3 protein-coding genes are annotated in these 3,284 nt (G+C 42.7%); all 3 read left to right on the top strand.

What is annotated here, in order from left to right; genetic code table 11:
* Window positions 1-629 precede the first annotated feature (629 nt).
* The 3 genes from RDQ32_RS10940 to RDQ32_RS10930 all read left to right on the top strand — a co-directional run bounded on the left by RDQ32_RS10940 (window position 630) and on the right by RDQ32_RS10930 (window position 3,129).
* The gene (locus RDQ32_RS10940; RefSeq protein WP_308580517.1) at window positions 630-1,370 is read left to right on the top strand and encodes an AAA family ATPase; all 741 of its coding nucleotides are present in this window, start codon (window positions 630-632) and stop codon (window positions 1,368-1,370) included.
* 140 nt (window positions 1,371-1,510) lie between these two features.
* Complete coding sequence (locus tag RDQ32_RS10935; protein WP_334306749.1) at window positions 1,511-1,930, top strand: DUF4143 domain-containing protein; 420 nt, start codon at window positions 1,511-1,513, stop codon at window positions 1,928-1,930.
* A 17-nt stretch (window positions 1,931-1,947) separates the two neighbouring features.
* Entirely contained in the window at window positions 1,948-3,129 is a 1,182-nt protein-coding gene (locus RDQ32_RS10930) for a M20 family metallopeptidase (RefSeq protein WP_308580513.1), read from the top strand.
* The last annotated feature ends 155 nt before the right edge of the window (window positions 3,130-3,284 follow it).

Below are 3,284 nucleotides of genomic sequence, written 5' to 3'. Positions count from 1 at the left end.
TGATATTGTACTTCTTTATTTAAAGCTACTTTAATGGAGACTGTAAAATTCAAAATTATAAAGGATTTTCGGCAATATAGGTCTGAATGAGGGGTAGTCTGAGTCCGTCGGTACTTGTGAAAAACGAGAGAATCGATGTTTTTCGCTTAGTATCCGCTACGTGGCGAAGCTAGCGAGAGCGTGCCCCAATTTCAGACCTATATTGCTTAGAAAATTTTTTGATTTTTACAACCTCTTCTACTCCTTCACTTTATTGTAGCTTGCTCCCCTTGCTTCCACAAGCTTATCTTCCTAAGCTGATTTGTTGCGGATTGGGTGTCCTTGTATAGTTAATCTCCCTCTTCATCGAAAGCTTCGTCCATAAAATCGCCCTAAAGTTCCTATTTTTGATTTGACATCAACATTTTGGAAGGTTAAAATGTCCATATATCAATATTTTAGAAAGCAAAAATGTCCATTCATCAACATTTTAGAAAGTAAAAATATCCGTCTATCAACATTTTAGAATAAAAGTATATCTATCCGACAATATTGGGGGAGGATTCCAAACTCTATATGGAAAAGCTATCGATTTTCCTCACGAAATTTCATTCCAAAATGTGGCTATATTTGCAAAAGAGGAGCAAAGCATGTTAAAGAGAAAAGTGATGAGTCAAATGTGGAATTGGAAAAAACAGGAAAAGAAAAAATCTTTAATGGTTCTTGGGGCAAGGCAGGTGGGAAAAACCTATGCCGTTCAAGCATTTGGGAAATCCGCTTATAAAGAGATGCTTTATATTAATTTCAAGGAAAGCAGCTCCGATCGCTCTATTTTTACCGGGGATTTAACTGTTGCTTCCATGATTACCGCCATGCGCTTTCGTTACCCCAACCTACACTTTATTCCGGGAGAAATCCTCATTTTCTTAGACGAAATTCAGGAGTGTCCGGAAGCTATCACCTCTTTAAAATTCTGGACCTTGGATGGGCAGTTCGATATTATCGCCTCCGGTTCCCTTCTTGGAATAGACTACCAAAGAGCCTCTTCCTATCCGGTAGGGTATGTAGAGTATCTGCGAATGTTCGGCTTGGACTTTGAAGAGTTTTTATGGGCAAAAGGCATTCAGGAAGATCTGCTTTCTGATTTAAAAACTCTCTTTGTAAGGAAGACACCGGTTTCGGAAGCTATTCATAATACCATGATGTCCTATTTACGAGAATATCTTGCCCTGGGGGGGATGCCCGAAGTTCTTGCTCATTATATGGAGCATCAGGATTTTCGAATTGCAGATCAAATACAGAAAGAGCTTTTGATGGGCTATCGTTATGATATTGCCCACTATGCAAGATCCGAGGAAAAAGTCAAAGCGGAAAATGCTTTTTATCTTTAGGAAAGCAACTTCTGGACAAAGAAAATCATAAGTTTCAATACAAGGAAGTAGAAAAAGGAGGAAGGGCACAGAAATTCTATTCCAGTATTGACTGGCTCTTTTCGGCAGATATGTTTGCCTTTTCTAAATTGGTGACAGATGTGCAGTACGATCTCTCCGACTATGCCAGGGAGGATTTCTTTCGAGCCTATACTACAGATTTATCTTTACTGATTGCCATGAAAGATTTCGGTTTGAAACAGCATATTATCGAAAATACCCTCCTGGCCAATACAAAAGGAGGCTTATATGAATGCCTAATAGCGGATATGCTCATCAAAAAAGAACTCCCCCTTTATTTTTACAAAAATGAAAGTAGTAAAAAAGAAATTGACTTTTTAACACAAAAAGATGGAGAAATTTGGGCTATCGAGGTTAAAAGCGGACAGAGTAGAGCAAATTCTTTAAACTGGCTGATAAATCAGAAGCATATTTCCAGAGCCTATACGTTTCATGACGGAAACATCGGCGAAGAAGGAGGCGTTCTGTCTATGCCCCTTTATATGGCGATATTTTTATAAGAAGGGAAGGAAAATGTATGTGGTGGGAAGAATGTAAAAGTATCGAAGCAAAGATTATTGCCATGCGAAGGGACTTGCATAGAATACCGGAGCTTGGCTTTCATTTGCCAAAAACGCGAGAGTATGTCACTCATCAATTAGATGAAATCGGCATTCCTTACCGGCTTTCTGAAAAGGACAGCAGCATTATCGCCAGTTTAAAGGGAAAGCATCCCGGAAAAATACTGGCTATTCGGGCAGATATGGATGCCCTTCCCATAACGGAAGATACCCAACTACCCTTCTGCTCGGAGCATGAGGGTTGTATGCATGCCTGTGGTCATGATGCCCACACTGCTATGCTGCTGGGCGCTATACGGGTTCTCTATCCCCATCGAGAGGAAATGAGGGGAGAAATTCGTTTTCTTTTTCAAACTGCCGAAGAACAGGCAAAGGGGGCTGCTGTTTTACTGGAAAGCGACGCTTTAGAAGGGGCTGATGCCATTTTCGGCATGCATATCGGAAGCATCTTAGGCAAGGATATTCCCGGTGGTACTATGGTCTGTGTCCCCGGTCCGGTAATGGCGTCCTATGATCGTTTTATCCTGGAGGTGCAGGGTGTGGGTTGCCACGCTTCTACCCCGGAGAAAGGCATTGACCCCATCAACATTGCCGCCCATATTGTATTGGCTTTGCAGGCGATTCCCTCCAGAGAAATTGCCGGAACGGAGCCAGCTGTTCTTACTATCGGTCTCATTCAGGGAGGAGAGCTCTACAATGCGATTCCCTCCACTGTACGGATTGAAGGTACCACTCGAGCATTTCAGGAAGATGTGCGGCAAAGACTGGCCAAGCGTATCAAGGAAGTTTCAGAAAATACTGCCAAGGCCTTTGGAGGAAGCGTAAGCCTCACCATGGACTTTGGTGCACCGCCTGTTACCAATGATTCGGATTTGACTGCATTGGCGCAGGGCTGCCTCAAAGAAGTTTTTCAGGATAAGCTCCTGACCCACATAGACAAGCCCAGTATGATCGGAGAAGACTTTGCCCTATACCAGCAGAGCGTTCCGGGATGCTTTTTGTTTTTAAGCTCCTCCAATCCGGAAAAGGGAACCGATTACCCCCACCACCATGCCAAGTTTACCGTGGATGAGGATGTTCTTTGGAAGGGAAGCGCCGCTTTCGTGACTCTGGCGGAAGGTTTTCTAAACGGACAATAATCACCTTAAATCTTTGATTTTATAAATTATAGCTCTGTTACCACATAACGTAAAACTCATAAACAAGATACCGCACACTACGCGAGCGATACTCGTTAAGAATCACTACCACCCGTCAAACGGGTGGTTTGCTCGGGGCTATAAGCCCCTGCTAC

Source organism: uncultured Oribacterium sp., assembly GCF_902481605.1.
GTDB lineage: Bacteria > Bacillota > Clostridia > Lachnospirales > Lachnospiraceae > Oribacterium > Oribacterium sinus.
Note: the sequence above shows the minus strand (reverse complement) of the source record. Positions and strands in the feature narration are given on the sequence as shown.

Coding starts and splice junctions, on each gene's coding strand:
- RDQ32_RS10930 (WP_308580513.1), top strand. CDS start 1,948: ATGTGGTGGGAAGAATGTAAAAGTATCGAAGCAAAGATTATTGCCATG.
- RDQ32_RS10940 (WP_308580517.1), top strand. CDS start 630: ATGTTAAAGAGAAAAGTGATGAGTCAAATGTGGAATTGGAAAAAACAG.